Source organism: bacterium (assembly GCA_016703265.1).
Lineage (GTDB): Bacteria > Krumholzibacteriota > Krumholzibacteriia > LZORAL124-64-63 > LZORAL124-64-63 > CAINDZ01.
In genome coordinates this window covers 118,919-137,866 of sequence record JADJCK010000011.1, presented here as the reverse complement: position 1 = coordinate 137,866, position 18,948 = coordinate 118,919, and the positions used below count along the sequence as shown (strand labels likewise).

Below are 18,948 nucleotides of genomic sequence, written 5' to 3'. Positions count from 1 at the left end.
ATACTCCCCGGCGCGGCGGGGGAATGCCGGAGGGGATGCATGCACGATTGCAGACGCAGGAGTTCGGCAAGCGGGCTGGGCCGGGCCATGTGCCTGGCCATGGCTTTGGCGGCAACCGTCGCCACGGCTGCCGACACCATCATCGATTTCGAGGACGGCCCGCCGCCCCTGGCCTCCTATCCGGGCCAGGACAGCCAGCCGTCGGCCTGGTCGCTGGTGGCCGGCGCCTGGGACGGCTCGACCGCCGCGCTGCAGCTGACCGGCGACACCTGGAAGGTGCTCTCCATCGCCCCGCGCGCCGTCGACGCGGATGCCGTGTGGCGTGTAGCTGCCAATGCGGCCAGCCGGGGCGGCACGCAGGCCATCGGTTTCGGCGACGGCACCAACGAACTGTTCTACACGATTGCCGGCCGCGACCTGCCGGCGGCCGCGAACTGGCGCACCGTCTACCAGGGCGCCTTCGACCTGGGCGCCTGGCAGCCCTACCTGCTGCCCCTGGGCCGCGACTGGCGCTCCACCTTCGGGACCGAGCCGCTCATCGACCGCGTGTTCTTCGTCAACGAGTCGGGCAGCGGCAGCGCCGGCACGACGCGCTTCGACGCGATCGCCGACGTCACCGCCGACCAGCCCGTGGCACCGCGCGTCAACATCCTCTACACGATCGAGAGCCAGCGGAAGGTGCGCGCCGACGCCTGGGCCGTCACGGCACGCTTCCAGGCCACGGTCTTCGACCCCGACTCGGACCAGTTCACCTGGCACTGGGACTTCGGCGACGGCCAGGCGAGCGCACTGCCCGACCCGCTGCACACGTTCACCGTCACGGCGAGCCACCCGTGGACGGTGGGCCTGGTCGTGCGCGACGCAACGAACCTGGCCGGCGGCGACACCTGCCGCGTGGATGTGCACGAGGGCGCCGACGACGGCAGCCTCACCGTGAACTTCGTGGGCGACGTGTTCACGGGCCGGGGCTACGAGACTTCCGGCGGCATCATCGACACGCAGGGCATCGAGGCGCTGTTCGCCCCGACCCGGCCCATCTTCGGCCAGGCCGCCGACGTCAACGTGGCCAACCTCGAGGTCAGCTACACCTCGCGCGGCACGCCGCACCCCACCAAGTCGGTGGTGTTCCGCAGCCGGCCGGAGAACCTGGCCGGCCTGCCGTACGCCGGCATCGACCTGGTGACGATCGGCAACAACCACATCATCGACTACGGCGAGATCGGCATGCTCGACACCATGGCCGGGCTCGACGGCCTGGGCATCCCGTACTGCGGCGCCGGCGTCAACGAGACCTTTGCCCTGCAGCCCGCGTTCTGGTCGCAGGGCGGCGTGCGGCTAGGCTTCCTGGGCCTGTGCAACCGCACCGGACGCGAGTGGAACTTCCAGCCGTTCCTCGACGCCGGCTGGGACAAGCCCGGTTTCGCGTACCTGCTGCCGCCGCAACTCGAGGGCTCCATCGCGGCCACGCGCGCGCAGGCGGATGTCGTCATCGTCCAGACGCACAGCGGCGCCGAGTATGCGCTGGTGCCGCCGTCGGCAGCCGGCACCGCTGCCGAAGTCATCGCCGGCTTCGACGTCGAGGCCGTCGACAAGGCCGCGCCCGAATTCCGTTTCCTCAACGAGCCCACGCCCTCAGAGCGCGCGTTGCGCCGCGCCGCGCTGGATCTCGGCGCTGACGTGCTGATCAACCACCACCCGCACGTGCTGCAGGGCTTCGAGTCGTACAACAACCGCCTGATCGCGCACAGCCTGGGCAACTTCGTCTTCGACCTGTCCTACGTCGAGACGATGCCCACCGGCGTGCTGACGCTGGAGATCGACAGCTCGGGAATCAACGGGTACCGCTTCACGCCGGCCTTCATCGACCACTGGATCCCGCGGCCGGCCACCGGCAACCTGGGCCGCGAGATCCTCGGCTGGCTGGCCGACCAGTCGCGCGCCATGAACGTCGTGATGGTGCCCGATCCGGCCGCAAGCCCGGCGCCGCAGGCGCGCCTGCACCTGTCGCGGGCGGCGCTCGACTCCACGGTGACGCCGCTCGAGCTGCCCTTCACTGCCGTGGAGCAGGACGGCTACGTGACCTCGCCGCCGCTGCGGCTGCCGGCAGAGGGCTTCCTGGCGGCTGTCGCCGGCGTGACCGGTGGCGGCGGCGCGGGCTGGGAAGTGGCCTGGGGCCGCGAACTGCTCTGGCACACGGGTTTCGAGGACGAGGGCGCCGCCTTCTGGGACGTGAACACCGACGACGAGACCCTCGACCCCTCGACCAGCCACGACGGCGCGCGCAGCCTGGCCATCAAGCGCAGCCAGGGCCAGGTCGGGCAGACGGGCACCGACCTGATCGCGCACCTCATGTGCCGCGGTGATCGCCGCCATTCGGCTGAGGGCTGGCTCAAGGCCGACAACACGGCGCAGGCGCGCATCATGGCGCGCTTCTACGGCACGCGCAGCACCGAGACGGCGCTCGGCGACTATGACCTGGCAGCCCGCTTCACCGGCACCACCGACTGGGTGCACCAGTGGAAGGACCTCGCCACGCCGGCGACGGCCGCCTGGTTCGAGATGCGCTGCGCGGTGGAGCCGCCGTCCGTCGGCACCGGCAAGGCGTGGTTCGACGATCTGGCCTTCATCGAGTGGGAACCCTGGCAGCCGCTCGACGGCACGCTGAAGGTGCCGGCCCCGCACAACTACCGGTACCTGCAGGTGCGGCGGGCGGGCGCGGGAGCGGACGCGGGCACAGTGTCCGTGTCACTGGTGACGTACGGACCGGCCGCCAGCGCCGTCGGGCCCGGCCCCGACGACGGGACGCCGCGGGCCGGCGCCACCCTCGCCCTGGCCTGCCACCCCAACCCGTTCAACCCGCGCACGACCATCGAGCTGGCCCTGGCCGGCCCGGCCGGCGGCGCCGTGCCGGTCGAGGTGGCCGTGCACGACCTGGCCGGCCGGCGTGTGCGGATCCTGTATGCCGGCCCGCTGGAATCCGGCCGCCTTCACGGGCTCAGCTGGGACGGGGCCGACGACCGCGGCCGGCCCCTGGCCAGCGGGGTCTATTTCTGCCGGGCCACGGCCGGTGGCCGCGCCGCGCCGGCGCTGAAGCTGACCCTCGTGCGCTAGCCCTGCAGAGGAGCCGTGCCGCTATCCGGAGCGGCCCTGTCCGCCAATCCACGGGGCCGCCGATCGGCGCGGCCCCGTGTTTACTTTCCCCGTCCCGCCGCTTAGTTTTCGCGGATCGGCATTCCACGACCAGGGGGCGCCCGGCGATCGCCGCAGCGCCGGCCGTGGCAGCAGGAGAGGCACGCGATGACCATCAGTCTGATCGCCAGGGACCTTCGGGAATCGGCCACGCTGAAGATGAACGAACGCGTGGCCATCATGCGCGCCAAGGGTGACCCCGTCATCCATCTCGGCGGCGGCGAGCCGAAGAGCCTGCCCCCGCTGGACGCGCTCACCGCGGCTGCGGGACTGCTCAACTCGGGCGAGGTGCGCTACACGCCGGCCTACGGCACGCCCGACATGAAGGCCGCGATCATCCGCTACACGCACGACCAGTACGGCTACCGGCCCACGCTCGGCATGGTGATGGCCTCGGGCGGCGCCAAGCAGGCGATCATGTGCGCGCTGCAGGCGATCCTGAACCCGCAGGACGAGGTCATCTTCCCCTCGCCGTACTGGGTCAGCTATCCCGAGATGGTCAAGATGTGCGGCGCGGTGCCGGTGCCCGCCAAGCCGATGGACGGGGGCCTGGTCCCGACCATCTCCGACATCACGATGCGGATGTCGTCGAACACCAAGGCCATCATGATCAACAGCCCGAACAACCCGTCGGGCGCCATCTACCCCGAGCAGTTCATCAAGGATGTCGTGGCCCTCTGCGAGAAGGAGGGCATCTACCTGATCATGGACGACATCTACAATCGCCTGGTTTTCGGGGGCAAGCGGGTCACCAATCCGATCAGGTGCGCCAGCGATTTCGGCAGCGACAACTGCAAGATGATCGTCATCAACGGCGTCTCGAAGGTCTACGCGATGACGGGCTTCCGCATCGGCTGGGCCATCGCGAACCCGAAGCTGATCGAGGTCATGTCGATCATCCAGTCGCACCAGACGAGCGGCCCGTCGGGCCTGCTGCAGAAGGCGGCCATCGCGGCCATCAACGGCACGCAGAACTGCGTCGACAACCTGGTGATGACCCTGGAGAACAACGCCGGAGTGATGGTGCGGCGCCTGGGCGCCTTCGACGGCGTGAAGGTGACGCCGCCCGACGGCACGTTCTACTGCTTCGCCGACTTCTCGACGTACAACAAGGACAGCACCAAGCTGGCCGAGTTCCTGCTGAACAAGGTGATGGTCTGCACCGTGCCGGGCGTCGAGTTCGGCATGGAGGGCTTCCTGCGCCTGAGCACCTGCGGGACGTCGAAGGAGATCATCGAGGGCATCGAGCGGATGAAGTGGGCCCTGGACCCCAATTCACCCAATGAACTGATCATCGGTCAGCGCAAGATGGTGAGGGACTGGCTATGAAGAAGTCTTTGAAGATCGCCTCGCCGGCGGACCATCATCGCACGGATCTGAAGGCCGATTTCGGCCTCGAGAACCACGGGCTGATGGAGCTGAAGCGCGTGTACTGGAACCTGACCGAGGAAGCGCTCTACGAGGAGTTCGTCTTCCGCGGCGAGGGCCAGATCGTCAACCACGGGGCCATGCTGGTCGAGACCGGCAAGTGGACCGCGCGCGCGGCGCAGGACAAGTACATCGTCCGCGAGCACGAGACCGAGGACAAGGTCTGGTGGGGCGAGTACAACCGCCCGCTGGCGCCCGAGAAGTTCGCCAACCTGTTCGCCCGCGTGCAGGGCCACCTGCAGGGCGAGGAGATCTTCGTCCAGGACGTGTACTGCGGCCAGGATCCCGAGCACCGGCTCGCCGTCCGCATCATCACGCAGGACGCCTGGCAGAGCCTGTTCGCGCGCAACATGTTCATCTCGCCGAAGAGCCGCCAGGAGTACAAGGAGTTCGTGCCCGAGTTCACGCTGATCGCGTGCCCGCACTTCAAGTGCGACCCGCGCATCGACGGCACGCGCTCGCAGACCGTGCTGGCGCTGAACTTCGCCGACCGCCGCGCGCTGGTCCTGGGCACGATGTACGCCGGCGAGATCAAGAAGTCGATCTTCACGGTGATGAACTTCCTGAAGCCGCTCGACGGCGTGCTGGCCATGCACTGCTCGGCCAACGTCGACTACGAGCTGAAGGAACCGGCGCTGTTCTTCGGCCTGTCGGGCACCGGCAAGACGACGCTGTCGGCCGACCCGAAACGTAAATTGATCGGCGACGACGAGCACGGCTGGTCCGACCGCGGCATCTTCAACTTCGAGGGCGGCTGCTACGCCAAGGTGATCCGCCTGTCGGCCGAGCACGAGCCGCAGATCCACGAGTGCACGCGCCGCTTCGGGACCATCCTCGAGAACGTGGTCCACGACCCGACCACGCGCCGGCTGGACCTGGACGACGACAAGCTGACCGAGAACACGCGCGCCTCGTACCCGCTGTCGTTCATCGACGGCGTGCTCGAGGAAGGGCGCGTCGACACGCACCCGAAGAACATCATCCTGCTCACGTGCGATGCGCAGGGCGTGCTGCCGCCATTGGCGCGGCTGTCGCCGGAACAGGTGATCTACTACTTCATCAGCGGCTACACGGCGAAGATCGCCGGCACCGAGATCGGGCTGGGCATCGAGCCGGAGATCGCGTTCTCGGCCTGCTTCGGCGCGCCGTTCATGGTGCACCACCCGTTCGTCTACGCCGACATGCTGCGTGCCAAGATGGAGGCTACCGGCGCCAATTGCTGGCTGGTCAACACGGGTTGGACCGGCGGCCCGTTCGGCATCGGCAAGCGCATCTCGATCAGGCACACCCGCGGGCTGCTGAACGCCGCCCTCGAGGGCAAGCTCGACAAGGTGAAGTACCGCGAGGACAAGCTGTTCGGGTTCGAGGTGCCGAAGACGTGCCCCGACGTGCCCGAGGAAGTGCTCGATCCGTCGTCGAGCTGGGGCGACAAGGACGACTACTGGCGCCGCTACGACGCCCTGGCCGCCCGCTTCCGCGAGAACTTCAAGCTGTTCCTCGACGGCTGCCCGGCGGAAATCGTCAAGGCCGGGCCGCGGCGGCTGAAGGACGTGGAGAAGGGTAAGTAACGGCCCCACAGGGGGTTGCTGACCAGTAGGCGCCCTGCCGGCTTCAGGCGGTAGGGCGCTCTTTCATGCCTGCGCACCATGGCCCTTGCGGAATATTAAAGAATACTTTATGTATGGATGTGGCCGTGGTGGGACGTTCCCGGGTCCACACCCGGGCGACCACGCGGCCAGCGGATCCTGCGGGCTGCACGATGCAGGAAGGACCTCGGCTACTGTCGCCCGGTAGTTGAGCGACACTGACGACGCAACAGGCTCGGCAGCTCGCGGATCCCGTCCACGCTATCGAAAACCCGGGGCCTCCCGGGCTTTCCTTTGCTCCAGCCATTCCCACCCACCGATGCAGGCCTTAGCCCAGCAGCTGGGCGGCAATCCCCGTCCAGTCCGCAAACGCCCGGTACGGCGTGCCGTCGGCCGCCAGGCGCCGCGCCAGCGGTCCGGTGGCGAAGCGCCGGTCCGGCGCGACCAGCATGGCGGCCGGCCCGTCGGTCCGGGGGCTGTCGCCGGCGAAGGCCACCACCGGGTCGCGGGCCAGCGCCGCGCGTACCACGGCCGGCTTGTCGATGCCCAGTTCGCGGTGGAAGTACGGCGAGTCCGGATCCAGCTCCATCACCACGCCACGCGCGGGCGCGAACCAGCCCGGGTTCGCCTGCACGTTGAACGACAGGCCCAGCGAGGCAAGCACGCGCTCGATGTACCACCGGCACCCCGCCGAGGCCACGACGATCTCCCAGCCGGCGGCCTGCAGCGCGCGCGCGGCCGCGGCGGCGCCCGGCGGCGGATCCATGGCCGCGACCAGCTCCAACGCCCCGGCCTCGTCGGTTCGCAGCGAGCCCAGCACGCCGGCGATGCCCTCGAATGGCGTCATCCCGCCCGCCAGGAAGCGGTCCCACAGCGCGCGGGCGCCGGGCGGGTTGTGCCGCTCGAGGATCAGGTCGAAGAAATCGCGCCGGGTGAACGTCCCGTCGAAATCGGTCACGAGGATGGGCATGGCGACGGTGATCCTGGCGTGGCGGGTGGCGTGGCGGTCGCCGGCGCGGCGACGGTCGCGACAATCAAGTGCGTGCGCCGGCGCAGGGCAACCGCAAAGGAGCGCATTTAGCACCAGGTAAAAAGGAGGACCGGCGACCCCGTGGCCGCCGGTCCGCACTAACGCAGGGTCGGGAAGCTGCGCCTAGCGCCGCATCTCGCCGGTGCCCAGCAGCGCGCGGAAGGCGCCGCCGCCACAGTTGATCTCGGCCTCGCCGTCGCCCAGCACGATGGTGATCTCGCGTTCCACGTGCTGCTCCATGTAGTCGTCGCCGCGCGTGACGGTGATGTCGGCCACCCAGGTGCCGGTGATGGTGCCGGAGACGGCACTGTTGAAGTTCGCGCCCATGATGCGCGGCACGGTGACGTCAATCAGATCGACATCCAGCACGCCGACCAGGGTGCGCGAGAACCGCGGGGTCTCGAGGCTGTGCGACGCGCCGCGCAGGTACGTGCCGTTGATGGTCAGCATGTCGCTGTTGACGCCCGTCACCAGGAATGCGCCGGACAGTTCGTCCAGGTTGTGCGTGCGCCGCTGCGTGCGGTGGATGCCGGTGCCCGAGACGATGTTGAACTCGGCAGTCACGGCGGTGTCGGCGCCGACCACGCGGTACTGCTGGGGCTGGCCGGCTGCATTGAGCAGGCGCAGCGTGAAGACGCGCGACATCGCGTGGTACGGCGTACCCTCGGGGAAGCCCTGTTCACGGGCCACGGTGATCGTCCAGGTGCCGGTGATGTCGTCGTACACCGACTCGCGGAAGCGGCCCTGCACGAACTCGCCTGCGGGTGCCGACTTCGCGCCACCCAGGCCGCCGATGGCCATCGACAGGTCGGCCAGCTGGTCCGAGACGCCGCCGCTGTCGGAAGCGACGTCGCTGGCCACCGCCTGCGCGGCGTCTTCGTTCACGGTCGCGGTGGTGTCGATCGGGGAAGCGGGATCGTCGCTGCCGCAGCCGGCCAGCAGGACGGACAGGGAAAGGGTCAGGAGCAGGGCAAGAAGCGTCAGGCCGTTCTGTCGGGTTCTCATGTCTTCGACCTCGGAATTCGGGTGGTCCTCATGGGGGCAACAGGGGATAAGGCTGCAAGGACCCGGCCCACCGGCGCCACTCGGTGCGTCTGTCTTCCTAAATATCATGGGGACATCATGTTATGGGTCCAGGCGGAGGGATGTGGGGCAGGCCGATAGCGCGGTGCCGCGTACCTGCCGGTACACCGGCCCCTCACAATGGTACGCCGGGGCACCCATCGCCGGGATGATGATCGGCATTTTCGGCGGCCCAACCCAGATGATGATTGCCCCGATCGCCGCTACCGGCCAAGATCGCCGCCGTTCCCATGCCGGCAGGGAGGCCCGCGTGTCCATCCGTACCCGTTCGCCCTGGGTGTTCGTCCCCACGCTCTACTTCGCCGAGGGTGTGCCCTACATCCTGGCCAATTCCGTCTCGGTCATCGTCTACAAGCGCCTGGATGTGGACAACGCCACCATCGCGCTGGTCACCAGCTGGTTGTACCTGCCGTGGGTGATCAAGATGCTGTGGGGGCCGCTGGTCGACACGCGCGCGACCAAGCGCCAGTGGATCCTCGGCACGCAGCTGGTGCTCGCGGCCTGCCTGTTGGGCGTGGGGGCGGCGCTGGGCCTGCCGTCGTTCCTGCCGGTCAGCCTGGCGGTGTTCGCGTTGATGGCCTTTGTCTCGGCCACGCATGATGTGGCGGCCGACGGTTTCTACCTGCACGCCCTGTCGCCGGCGCAGCAGGCCTGGTTTGTCGGCGTGCGCACCATGTTCTATCGCGCGGCGATGATCTTCGGCTCGGGCCTGCTCGTGACGCTGGCCGGCCGCTTCGAGAACCGGATGTCGAGCGTGGCCGCGGCCTGGGCCACCACGTTCGCCGTGGCCGGCGTCGTCTACGCCCTGTTCTGGCTGTGGCACTGCCTGGTGCTGCCGCGTCCGGAGTCGGACCGGCCGCTGGCGCGCGCCGCCGCCGCAGCGGCCGCTGCCCAATCCGCAGCCGCCCAATCCGCCGCCGGCATGGTGCCGGAGTCGGCGCTGCGGCGCTGGCTGGCCGTCTTCGGCGCGTGGTTCTCGCAGCCGCGCATCGCGGTCGTCATCGCCTTCATCCTGCTCTATCGCCTGGGCGAGGCTCTGCTGCTGAAGCTGGCGGCGCCGTTCCTGCTGGACGGGCGCGAAGCCGGCGGACTCGGCTTCAGCACGCAGCAGGTGGGCCTGTCGTATGGCACCGTAGGCCTGGCCTGCCTGGTGCTGGGCGGCGTGACAGGGGGCTGGCTCATCGCCAGGTTCGGCCTGCGCCGGCTGCTGTGGCCGCTGGCGCTGGCCCTCAACGTGCCGCACGTGGCGTACCTCTACATGGCCTACGCGCAGCCCGGCCCGGCGCTGGCCTTCCCGCTCGTGGCCATCGAGCAGCTGGGCTACGGCCTGGGCACCACGGCCTTCATGGTGGTGCTGATGCGCCTGTCGAAGGGCGAGAACCGCACGTCGCATTACGCCATCGCCACCGGCTTCATGGCCCTGGGCATGATGTTCCCGGGCATGGTCAGCGGCGCCATCCAGGAAGCGGTCGGCTACCGTCACTTCTTCCTGCTGGTGCTGGTGCTGGGCGTGCCGGGGCTGCTGACGCTACCTTGGCTCCCGAAATCGGTGCTCGACGACAACTGAAACCCGCGGCCCCAGGCCGCGTATACGGGAGCCCGCAATGCCGGTCGTCAAGACCCGATCGCGGCAGCGCAATGTCATCGCCGGCGGCTCCATGGAGGCTGCTGCCGACCTCGGTGTGCTTTTCGGCTGCCACAACGGCGTCTGCGGCAAGTGCGCCACGCGGATTCTGTCCGGGCTGAACAACCTGTCGCCCCCCACCGCCGAAGAGACGGGCATGGGGCTGGAGCCAGGCTGCCGGCTGATGTGCCAGTGCCGCATCACCAAGGGCAACGTCAAGCTGGACCTCGACTGAAGACAATCGACCGGCCGCAGCGCCGGATCAGGGAAGGAAGATCGATGACTCGCGAAAACAAGGGACCGAGGTTCGGTGAAATTGTTGCCGGCTGCGCCATTCCCGTCCTCAACGAGCGGGAGATCAGGGCCGCCTCCGGGATCCTGTTCGTCATGATGTTCGTCGCGATCCTCGTCGCGGTGCTCAAGCACGATTTCCTGCTGCTCAAGTACGCGGTGACGATCTTCCTGGCCGACATCCTGATTCGCGTCGTGGTCAGCCCGCGGCTCTCGCCGTCGCTCATCACCGGCCGGCTGATCGTCCGCAACCAGACGCCCGAATACGTGGGCGCCGCGCAGAAGAAGTTCGCCTGGATCATCGGCGTCTTCCTGGCCTCGGTCATGTTCGTCCTGCAGGTCGTCCTCAATACGTACAGCCCGATCACGGGCCTGATCTGCCTGATCTGTCTCATCTTCCTGTTCTGCGAGACGGCTTTCGGCATCTGCATCGGCTGCAAGGTGTACTCGCTGATCTATCGCCAGCGCGCGCAGCACTGCCCGGGCGAGGTTTGTGAGCCGGGCGCCAGGCATGAGATCCAGAAGACGTCGAAGGCCCAGGCCGCGGTCGTCCTCGGCTTCGTGGCCTGCGCGACGGTGGCCGTGATCATGCTGCACGACACGTATCGCGTGCCGCCGCACAACCTCTTCGGTGGAGACGACGAAGTCTCCCTGGCCGAGCCTGCGGCGGACTAGTCGCGTCGCTGGTGCTTCAGGACCTTCCAGAAGCACCAGACCATCAGGCCGACCACGTAGCCGACCGAGACCAGCATGAATACCCAGGCCAGGGTCGTCATCGCGCACCTCCGGGCTCGTCGTCGGCCGGCGGGTAGCGTCCGTCAAGGTCCATGCCGGCGGCCCGCCAGCGCCTGGCGCCGAGCTTCGTCACGACGAGCAGCATCACGATCGTGGCGATGATCAGGCCCCACGAGTAGAGCGCGACCTTGTTGGGCGGCGTGCCGTTGCCGCCGGTGATCGTGCGCACGTAGTCGGGCACCTTGAGCCAGCAGAAGAAGCCGAAGATCGTCGCCAGGTAGATGGGCGAGACCCACTTCATGATGAAGCCGATGAACGGCGGGATGCGCATCAGGGCGCCTTCATGCGCTTCCTTCAGGCCGCGCTCTAGCCCGGTGATCCAGGCGAAGCAGACGATCTGCGTGCCGGCCACGACGAAGATGAGGAACGTTCCCACCCAGAAGTCGAGCGTGTCCAGGGCCACCAGGTCCTTGCTGAACCACAGCACGAACAGGTTGCCCACCAGGCAGATCGCGGCGGTGAGGGCCGTGGCCCGGCCGTTGGGCAGTCCCAGCGTCTCGGCGAAGAACGCCTTGGCCGGCTGCAGCATCGACAGCGAACTGGTGATGGCGGCCAGGAACAGCATGAAGAACCAGAGGGCCCCGAAGAAATTGCCCGCCGGCATGCGCGCGAACACCACCGGCAGCGCGAAGAAGCCGGTGCTGAAGGTGCCGCCGCTGTTGGCCTGCGTGGCGGCCAGGCCCAGGAAGACGACCGACGCCGTCAGCGTGATCATGCCGCCCAGGGCCACTTCGAAAAACCCGTTCGTGGCCGCCGCCGTCAGGCCCGACAACACCACGTCATCCTTGCGCCGCAGGTACGACGCATAGTTGATGATGAGGCCGAAGCCGACCGACATGCTGAAGAAGATCTGCCCGGAGGCGGCCAGCCAGGTCTGGGGATTGCGCAGCACGCTGAAATCGGGATTCCACATGAAATTCAGCCCGGCCAGCACGTTCTGCTCGGCGGGGTTCGTGGGATCGGCGGGCAGGGTCAGCACGCGCCCCAGCACGATCAGCGCGCAGACGGCCATCGTGGGCATCGCCCAGAGGCAGAATTTCTCGATGCCCTTGCTCAGGCCGCGGAACACGAACCAGACGTTCAGCGCGAACGTGACCACCCAGAACCAGAGGCTGGGGTGGACGCCGTTCGCATCCACCACGCCGTTCGAGCCCGAGAACGCCACCTCGCCGAAGTACGCCTTCGAGGCCTCGACCTGCGCAGCGACCGCCGCGCCCGGATCCACGCCGATGCCGCCGGTCGCATAGGCAATGGCGTAGCGCAGGCACCAGCTCTCGATCACCACGTAGTAGAAGTAGATGACCAGCGGCACCAGCACGCCGAAGGCACCCATGTAGCGCGCGAACGCGCCCTTGCCCCAGACGCCCATGATGGCCGGCGTCGAATGGAAGCCCTTGCGCCCGCCGTAGCGTCCCATGGCCCACTCGGCCCACCCGATGGGGATGCCGAGCAGCAGGAACGAGATGAAGTAGGGGATCATGAACGCCCCGCCGCCGTTGGCGGCGGCGTTGCCCGGGAAGCGCAGGAAGTTGCCGAGCCCGACGGCCGAGCCGGCCACCGCCAGGATGATGCCCAGGCGGGTGCCCCATTGCATCTTGCTGTCGCGGGTGTTGTCGGGTGGCGACACCGGTCGCGAATCCATGCGCTGGCACCTCGGCGGGACGGGGGTCCTCAGATCCGACGAGGCGGGCGCCCGCTGTTGCAGGGCCCGCCATCGATGAGGACGGCACCGTAGCACAGGGGGGCGGGTGCAGGCAACCGGCGCACTTCCAAGGGCGGTTGCCCACGGACAAGATCCACCGCGAATCACGCCTGCGCTATACAGGATTCATGATATCCTGTTTGGGTGGTCGCCCCGGTCGGCCGCGAAAACCACAACCCCTGGCAATCCTGGAGACATCATGCGCTTCCCGATCCGATCCCTAAGCCGCCTCGTCCTCGCCGTCGCCCTCCTGGCACTCCCCGGGCAGGCGCTGGCCGCCATGAAGATTGCCATGAGGGTGCTCGATGCCGGCGGCACCCCCATCGCCGGCGAATCGACCATCCCCGGCTATGCGGGCTGGATCGAGACGTCCTCGCTGCAGCATTCCGTCACCGTTCCCATCGGGGCGAACGGTCAGCCGTCCGGCGCGGCACAGCCCAGCGCCGTGGCCCTTTCCGCGGCCTGGGACCTGGCGACGGTGCGCCTGTTCCAGTCGCAGGCGAACGGAACGCCGTTCCAGTCCGTCACGGTGGACCTGATCGACGACCCCACCGCCAAGATGCCCATGGCGCTGACCCGGCTCGTGCTGGACGATGCGCACATCTCGTCCCTCAGCTACGGATTCGTCGAGGCCGGGGGTTACTTCGACGTGAACATGACCCTGTCGTTCTCGCAGGTCACCATCACGGACATCGTCGCCGGCACCACCGCGACATACGCCTGGAATCCCTTCCCGGCGGCGACGCCGCCGGCCGAGGACAAGGGGATCGTGCTGGCCCCGTCACCCAACCCGACGCACGGGCAGACCGAGTTCCGCTTCGCGCTGCCGGCCGACAGCAACGCCCGCCTGGAGCTGTTCGACCTGCGCGGCTACCGCGTGCGCGAGCTGTTCAACGGGCTGACGTCGAGCGCAACGACCGTCGCCGCCTGGGACGGCACGGACGAGAACGGCCAGCGGGTGGCGCAGGGGGTCTACATGGCCCGGCTCAGCTACCCGGGCCGCGAGATCACGCAGCGCATCACCGTGTTGCGCTGAGGCGATTGGCGTGAAGCGGGCTCCGCAGGGAGCCCGGAGAACAAACCTCGCGCCGGCGCGACTGTCACGGCAAAGTGGTGGTTGCGCCGGCGCATCTGGGGACCTGTTTCGCGAGAGCCGCCACACCTTCACCCTCGGCCCACCACCGAACTTTTCGGACTGCCCAGCCGTCCATGTTCCGTCAACACTAATCGGAACACGACAAGCGCAGGGAGTCGCCATGCCCAGCAGGAGAGCCGGACGTCCGCTACATCACATCCAGGGGTGCGTGGGCACACTCATTCTTCTAGTGGTCGCCACCCTGTGCGCCAGCGTCGCCCGGGCCGGCGAATCCTGGTCCGGGACCTGGAACGCCCCGCACCTGTGGCGGATGGCGACCCTGGAGTGGACCACCCCCGATGGTGCCCCGCGGCTGGCCGTCGGGGACGCCAGCCGGCGGCTGGAGTTGCGGCTGGGCAGCTACACGGCAAGCGACGACAGCCTCTTCCTGGTGGCCGATCTGGCCGGCGCCACGGTGGCGCTGGCGGGCGCCCGCGATGGCGACACCATCACCGGTTCGCTGGAGGTGCGCCTGGGCGCTGAGGTGCTCACGCAGGGCACCTGGTCGATGCGCCGCTATCGGTCCCACGAGCTGTCGGCGGATGAGATCCTGGCCCGGGTCCGCAACGCCATGCGCCTGACCGCGGAGGCGACGAGCGACGGTTTCACGATCGCCCAGGCCGGCGACCCACAGGCTGAGCCGACATGGTTGGCCGGGGCAGCGCCGGGCGGCCGGATCTTCGTGATGGAGGACGGCGTCCCGGAGCTCGGCAGCGACGGTTCCCGCCTCTGGACGGTGAGGGCGCCGCTTGGTCGGGTCTCGTCCGACCGCCGCATGGGTGAGAAGCTCCTCCTGGCCGCCGTCGTCCGCAGTGGCGCCTGGCTCCTGCCGGAGTCGCCGTTCGCGTTCGAGGCCCTGGCGACGGGCGCTCCGGACAGCGGCCTGGCCGTGCTCACCCTGCGGCGGGAACACGGCGTGGTGCCGGCCCGCATCTTCATCGATCCGCGGACCTGGCTGCCGGTCAGCGCCGAAGTTGAGTGGGACGCCGAACCGTACCGCCTCGAATTCAGCGACTACCGATCCTGCGCAAGCGGCTTCTTCCCGCAGCAATGCCGGACCAGTTACCGGGGCAACGGGCGCAACTGGACAACGGTCGAGGTCCGCAGCGGCGCCGACGCCCCCCTGGTGCCCGTCGTCGCGAACGTCGTCCTGGACCAGGCCGCGGCGCCCTACCTCGCCGGCCGGACCGCGCCCGACTACGGGCATCTCTTCGTTCGCCCGCAGGTCAATGGCCGCGACGTCGGCTGGTTCCACATCGACTCCGGCGCGCCGTTCGTCATTCTCGACACGTCCGTCGCCGATTCGCTGGGCCTGGCGGTGCTTCACCCTGCAGGGCCGCGCTCGTTCCGGCGCGTGGACGAACTGAGGGTCGGACAACTCGTCCTGCGCGACCTGATGGTGATGGTCGCGGACCTGTCGGACGCGAGCAGCCCTGCCGGCGAGCACCGCGCGGGAGTCATCGGCGGCCCGGTGTTCGCGAATGCGGTGGTCGAGTTCGATTACATCGGCCGGCGTCTGGGCGTGTTCGCTCCGGATGCGCTGCCCATTGAACTTGCCGGCGCCGGCACCTCATGGCTGCCGTTGCAGGAGGAAGGCGGGCCGGTCGTGGAGATCAAACTCGCTTCCGGTGCGGCGCGCGTCGTTCTGGACACCGGCAAGTCCGGCACGGCCAGCTTCACGAGCCAGGCCGCGCTGGACCATGGCCTCCTGACGGGGCCGGACCTGGGCCTGGCCGACAACCAGACCGTTGCCGGAACGACCATCGAACGCGTGACACGCATTCCGTTTCTCGAACTGGTCGGTCGGCGATTCGCGGATCCGGAAGTGCGGACCAAGTTCCCGGGAACGCCGAACGATGACGTCAACGGTGTGGCCGGCGCGATCGGACGCGGATTCTTCGGCGACCGCCGGCTCGTCTTCGATTACGCGCGGGGGCGCTTCGCGATCATCGAGGGCCGGTAACTACCGGTCCGCAGGACATTCGGCCCCTGGGCCAGACGCACATCAGAACCATCCCTCCATCGGGGACTCACTGGCCCATCGCTTCATTGGCCCGAACGAGGAAGATCGCCGTATTCTGCAGTGGCGCGTCGGGAAACGTGAATCTGCCGACCAGGGCAAGTTGTCGCGAGAACTCGTCCGGCAGCGGCGGTACGAGCAGTGGCTGCAGGACGGAACGCCTGTCACCGACCGTCTTGGCGTCGACGACCAGGTATCGCGCGCCGGCGTTCTCGACGGCGGCAAGGATCGCAGGCAAAGATTCCCCGTCCGGGATCTTCGTGAATTCGCACCAGGCCCAGAAGCTGGAGTACGGCTTGTAGGACGCGATCACCGCATCGCGCGTGACACGCGAACGAAGCGTCAGCCCGGCCTCCTTCAGGCCGATGTAGGCTTCCTGGTTGTTGGCGACCAGCGGGTAATCCCGGACCAGGATCGCGATCACGCTGCCGAGCACCAGAACAGACACCGCCGGCGTCACGTACCGCCGGGCAACCGATGGGGCCCACTGCTGAAGCGATTGGAATCCGCTTGCGGCAGCCAATAGAAGAAACGGGAAATAGGGCAGCCAGAAGCGCGGTTCCATGTTGAAGGAGAAGAACGGAATGATCGTGACGGGAACCAGGAAGAGGAGCCAACGACCGGGTCGCCGCACCAGCCCCACGATGGCCAGCGCCGCCAACGACCAGCCGAGTACCTGCACGGCCCGCGCCGAGAACACCCCGGCGTTGTGGAGCGTGCGGCTCGCCAGTGCTGCAAACGAAAGGCCCGCGATCGCCTCCTGCACGAACACGGCCTTGCTGCTGAGCAGCCACTGCCCGGTCGCAACCCGGAGGAACAACAGGTACGGAACCACGATGATCATGGCGCCGAAGCCGGTTCGCCACCCGATGCGGCCCGTACGCTTCCATTCGTGAACCTGCAGTGCCACGACGACCAGGAGCATTTCCGGACGGATCAGGTAAGCGTAGCCGAGCAGCAGGCCCGTTAGCCAGCGGCGACCTCGTTCCCAGAAGAGCCAGGCCCCCGTCAGTGCGCAGGCACCGGACATGTCGGAAAGCTCGATCCGGGACAGATGAAGCGACAGGGGCAGGAACAGCACGATGGCTGCCGCCGCGAGTCCCACCGAGCGCCCGTATCCACGGGCCAGCGCCAGGTACGTCAGCCAGCCGAACCCGGCCCCGAGGACGACATTGAGCGCCTGCGCAGCCCGCAGCGGCGCGGCCGGATCATCGAGCCCGAGAATCATCAGGATCGGGGTGAAGAGCAACGGCCAGCCCGGCGGGAAGGTGCTGAAAGGCAGGCGCCCCTCGCTAACAAGGGCTCGCGCCTGTTCCATGTAGAAGACGCCGTCGTAGTTCGGGAAGGTATTGCGGTCCGCCAGGAGCCAGCGCAGGACGAGGCCGGCGGCGATCAGACTTCCGAGGGCGACCGGAAAGGCGAAACGACCCAGGCTGCGCCTCGATCCGCCAACCGTGGAGGACGCTGCCCGAACCGGGCTCTTCGCGTCCGGACGCCGTCCTTGTGGCGGCGTCCGCGGTCGGCTCCGTTGTGACATGCAGTTCCTCTCCCCTTGGGCGGCGAACGAGGTCTGCATTGTATCACCGCGGCAAGCTGGAAAGTGGACGATTTGCCGTGTGATTTCTGGCACGTGCCGCGCTGGCGTGCAAGCCGGCGAAGGGAACGGATCGAGATCGAGCGGAGGGCCTCGCTCGGGGAGGCAATCCTCCACGGCCCAACCATCGTTGCGCGAGAATCTGAAAGCGGCCTCGATCCTCATTGGATCGAGGCCGCTCTCGCCATGCGCGCCGCGCGCCCCACGCCGGGCAAGGCACGTTAACAGGCCCTACGGATGCTCCGCATGCCAGGCCGCCAGCAGCTCCGCCTCACGCTCAGCCGTGATCCCCGCGTTCATCGGCGCATCCTTGCGCTCCTGCGGCACCGTGGCCCACCAGTCGAGCGTTCCGCGCACCGTCTCGCTGATCGGCCGGTAGACCATCCCCGCCGCGATGGCGCGGCTGACGTCGATGTACGGGTGGCCGGCTTCCGAGCCCTCGAGGGGCACCCATACCGGCATGTCGGACCAGGCCGCCACTTCCTTCTTCTCCAGCCAGGCGGCGTCCGCCCAGGTGAAGGTGGCATTGGAACCCGAGACCCTCTTGCAGCTCTCGAGCAGCTCGCCCATGGTCAGCTCGCCGGGTGCGCTGGTGGCGTTGTAGACGCCCATCGTCTTCTGCTCCAGGCAGCGCACCACGAACTCGGCCAGGTCGCGCACGTCGATCACCTGGGTCACCGTGTCCGGCGTGCCCGGGGCCAGCACCTCGCCGCCGCGCGCCACGCGCACGGGCCAGTAGGTGAAGCGGTCGGTGCGATCCATCGGCCCCACGATGAGTCCCGGCCGGATCACGCACGTGCGGCCGGGGCAGGCCTTCTCGGCGGCCTGTTCGCACAGCGCCTTCAGGGCCCCGTAGTTCTCGCCGGTGATGTCCTTCTGCGTCTTGGCGGCGGCGAGCTGCTCGTCGGTGACGACGGCCACCGGCGACTTCTCGTTCAGCCCGCGCTGCGAGAAGTCGGCATACACCGAGATCGACGAGATGAACACGTACTGGCCGATGTTCGGCCCCAGCAGTTCCGCCGAGTCCTTCACCATGCGCGGGATGTAGCCGCTGTTGTCCAGGCACACATCCCACTTCCGGCCCTTGAGCGATTCCAGGTTGCCGTCGCGATCGCCCAGCAGCTTCTCGAGGTCGGGGAACATGTCGGCGTTGGTGCGGCCGCGGTTGAAGAGTGTGATCTCGTGGCCGCGGGCGCGCGCCTCGTGGATCACCGACGGCCCCAGGAAGGCCGTGCCGCCCAGGATCAGGATCTTCAGCGGGCGCTTGCTGCGCAGGGCGGTGAAGTCGGCGCGGGCGGGCGAGGGATTCAGGGCGCCGGCGGCCGCGGCGGTGGCGCCGACCAGGGCCGAGGTCTTCAGGAAATCGCGTCGCGACAGGGTCATGGCGTGCGCTCCGGGCTGGTGGTTCGCGGTCCGGCCCGGGCGGCGCGGCGGGCCCGCCCGGCGGTCAGGGGAAAGGAGTATATACGAC

Annotated in this window: 13 protein-coding genes; 8 read left to right on the top strand and 5 right to left on the bottom strand. The window is 68.3% G+C overall.

What is annotated here, in order from left to right; all coding sequences use genetic code 11:
• The first annotated feature begins 39 nt into the window (after positions 1-39).
• The 3 genes from IPG61_18080 (at position 40) to pckA (ending at position 6,185) form a co-directional block, all read left to right on the top strand.
• On the top strand, positions 40-3,111 hold the full coding sequence (locus IPG61_18080) for a CapA family protein (GenBank protein MBK6735941.1): 3,072 nt from the start codon (positions 40-42) through the stop codon (positions 3,109-3,111).
• 186 nt (positions 3,112-3,297) lie between these two features.
• Positions 3,298-4,518, top strand: a complete 1,221-nt coding sequence (locus IPG61_18075) for an aminotransferase class I/II-fold pyridoxal phosphate-dependent enzyme (protein ID MBK6735940.1) — start codon at positions 3,298-3,300, stop codon at positions 4,516-4,518.
• Positions 4,515-6,185, top strand: coding sequence for a phosphoenolpyruvate carboxykinase (ATP) (gene pckA / locus IPG61_18070; protein ID MBK6735939.1), 1,671 nt, complete (start codon positions 4,515-4,517; stop codon positions 6,183-6,185). The genes IPG61_18075 and pckA overlap by 4 nt, the downstream gene beginning before the upstream one ends.
• 346 nt (positions 6,186-6,531) lie before the next feature.
• Here pckA and IPG61_18065 read toward each other — a convergent pair whose 3' ends face one another.
• Both IPG61_18065 and IPG61_18060 read right to left on the bottom strand, forming a co-directional pair.
• Positions 6,532-7,173: a haloacid dehalogenase-like hydrolase gene (locus tag IPG61_18065; protein MBK6735938.1), complete on the bottom strand. Its 642-nt coding sequence runs from the start codon at positions 7,171-7,173 to the stop codon at positions 6,532-6,534.
• 183 nt (positions 7,174-7,356) lie between these two features.
• Complete coding sequence (locus IPG61_18060) at positions 7,357-8,238, bottom strand: hypothetical protein (GenBank protein ID MBK6735937.1); 882 nt, start codon at positions 8,236-8,238, stop codon at positions 7,357-7,359.
• Between the two features lie 262 nt (positions 8,239-8,500).
• On the opposite strand from IPG61_18060, the gene IPG61_18055 reads away from it, so the two are divergent.
• The 3 genes from IPG61_18055 to IPG61_18045 are packed head-to-tail and all read left to right on the top strand — an operon-like array spanning position 8,501 to position 10,906.
• Complete coding sequence (locus IPG61_18055; GenBank protein ID MBK6735936.1) at positions 8,501-9,883, top strand: MFS transporter; 1,383 nt, start codon at positions 8,501-8,503, stop codon at positions 9,881-9,883.
• A gap of 37 nt (positions 9,884-9,920) precedes the next feature.
• Entirely contained in the window at positions 9,921-10,175 is a 255-nt protein-coding gene (locus tag IPG61_18050) for a (2Fe-2S)-binding protein (protein MBK6735935.1), read from the top strand.
• A 44-nt stretch (positions 10,176-10,219) separates the two neighbouring features.
• A complete protein-coding gene (locus IPG61_18045) occupies positions 10,220-10,906 on the top strand; it encodes a DUF4395 domain-containing protein (protein MBK6735934.1) in 687 nt (228 codons plus the stop codon).
• 97 nt (positions 10,907-11,003) lie between these two features.
• Here IPG61_18045 and IPG61_18040 read toward each other — a convergent pair whose 3' ends face one another.
• A complete protein-coding gene (locus tag IPG61_18040) occupies positions 11,004-12,620 on the bottom strand; it encodes a sodium:calcium symporter (GenBank protein MBK6735933.1) in 1,617 nt (538 codons plus the stop codon).
• Between the two features lie 307 nt (positions 12,621-12,927).
• Between IPG61_18040 and IPG61_18035 the strand changes: the two genes are divergently transcribed.
• On the top strand, positions 12,928-13,764 hold the full coding sequence (locus IPG61_18035; GenBank protein ID MBK6735932.1) for a type VI secretion system tube protein Hcp: 837 nt from the start codon (positions 12,928-12,930) through the stop codon (positions 13,762-13,764).
• Positions 13,765-13,984: 220 nt separating this feature from the next.
• Positions 13,985-15,826: a retropepsin-like domain-containing protein gene (locus tag IPG61_18030; protein ID MBK6735931.1), complete on the top strand. Its 1,842-nt coding sequence runs from the start codon at positions 13,985-13,987 to the stop codon at positions 15,824-15,826.
• Positions 15,827-15,893: 67 nt separating this feature from the next.
• On the opposite strand, the gene IPG61_18025 is transcribed toward IPG61_18030, so the two are convergent.
• A complete protein-coding gene (locus IPG61_18025; protein ID MBK6735930.1) occupies positions 15,894-17,642 on the bottom strand; it encodes a hypothetical protein in 1,749 nt (582 codons plus the stop codon).
• Positions 17,643-17,708: 66 nt separating this feature from the next.
• Positions 17,709-18,860 carry an NAD-dependent epimerase/dehydratase family protein gene (locus IPG61_18020; GenBank protein MBK6735929.1) on the bottom strand — a complete coding sequence of 384 codons (1,152 nt, stop codon included), beginning with the start codon at positions 18,858-18,860 and terminating at the stop codon, positions 17,709-17,711.
• Positions 18,861-18,948: the final 88 nt, after the last annotated feature.

Excerpts from the sequence above, each read along its gene's own strand:
- IPG61_18080 (MBK6735941.1), top strand. The coding sequence starts at position 40 with ATGCACGATTGCAGACGCAGGAGTTCGGCAAGCGGGCTGGGCCGGGCC.
- IPG61_18075 (MBK6735940.1), top strand. The coding sequence starts at position 3,298 with ATGACCATCAGTCTGATCGCCAGGGACCTTCGGGAATCGGCCACGCTG.
- pckA (MBK6735939.1), top strand. The coding sequence starts at position 4,515 with ATGAAGAAGTCTTTGAAGATCGCCTCGCCGGCGGACCATCATCGCACG.
- IPG61_18065 (MBK6735938.1), bottom strand. The coding sequence starts at position 7,173 with ATGCCCATCCTCGTGACCGATTTCGACGGGACGTTCACCCGGCGCGAT.
- IPG61_18060 (MBK6735937.1), bottom strand. The coding sequence starts at position 8,238 with ATGAGAACCCGACAGAACGGCCTGACGCTTCTTGCCCTGCTCCTGACC.
- IPG61_18055 (MBK6735936.1), top strand. The coding sequence starts at position 8,501 with ATGATTGCCCCGATCGCCGCTACCGGCCAAGATCGCCGCCGTTCCCAT.
- IPG61_18050 (MBK6735935.1), top strand. The coding sequence starts at position 9,921 with ATGCCGGTCGTCAAGACCCGATCGCGGCAGCGCAATGTCATCGCCGGC.
- IPG61_18045 (MBK6735934.1), top strand. The coding sequence starts at position 10,220 with ATGACTCGCGAAAACAAGGGACCGAGGTTCGGTGAAATTGTTGCCGGC.
- IPG61_18040 (MBK6735933.1), bottom strand. The coding sequence starts at position 12,620 with ATGCAATGGGGCACCCGCCTGGGCATCATCCTGGCGGTGGCCGGCTCG.
- IPG61_18035 (MBK6735932.1), top strand. The coding sequence starts at position 12,928 with ATGCGCTTCCCGATCCGATCCCTAAGCCGCCTCGTCCTCGCCGTCGCC.
- IPG61_18030 (MBK6735931.1), top strand. The coding sequence starts at position 13,985 with ATGCCCAGCAGGAGAGCCGGACGTCCGCTACATCACATCCAGGGGTGC.
- IPG61_18025 (MBK6735930.1), bottom strand. The coding sequence starts at position 17,642 with ATGAGGATCGAGGCCGCTTTCAGATTCTCGCGCAACGATGGTTGGGCC.
- IPG61_18020 (MBK6735929.1), bottom strand. The coding sequence starts at position 18,860 with ATGACCCTGTCGCGACGCGATTTCCTGAAGACCTCGGCCCTGGTCGGC.